Annotated in this window: 1 protein-coding gene; it reads right to left on the bottom strand. The window is 68.7% G+C overall.

All coding sequences use genetic code 11. The features are described from left to right. Positions 1-214 (bottom strand): hypothetical protein (locus tag Abin_RS16125; protein WP_148315679.1); only part of this gene is annotated, 214 nt, incomplete at both ends.

Below are 214 nucleotides of genomic sequence, written 5' to 3' on the forward strand. Positions count from 1 at the left end.
GCGCGCCCGTGCCGGACCTTCCAGACCATACAGCGCCTGCCGGATCTCCGGCTGATGCTTCAGCGCCGCTCGCAGATCCGCCTCACCGCCACGCCGGACCCGCTCCAGATCCCGACCGGCTTCAAAAAGCGCCTTCTTCTGGTGCTCCAGCACCGGCAGATCCTGACGCACCATGCGCTCGGCATCCACCCAGGCCCGCGCATACCGCTCCACC

Source organism: Acetobacter indonesiensis, from assembly GCF_000963945.1.
In the GTDB taxonomy this organism is placed as follows: domain Bacteria; phylum Pseudomonadota; class Alphaproteobacteria; order Acetobacterales; family Acetobacteraceae; genus Acetobacter; species Acetobacter indonesiensis.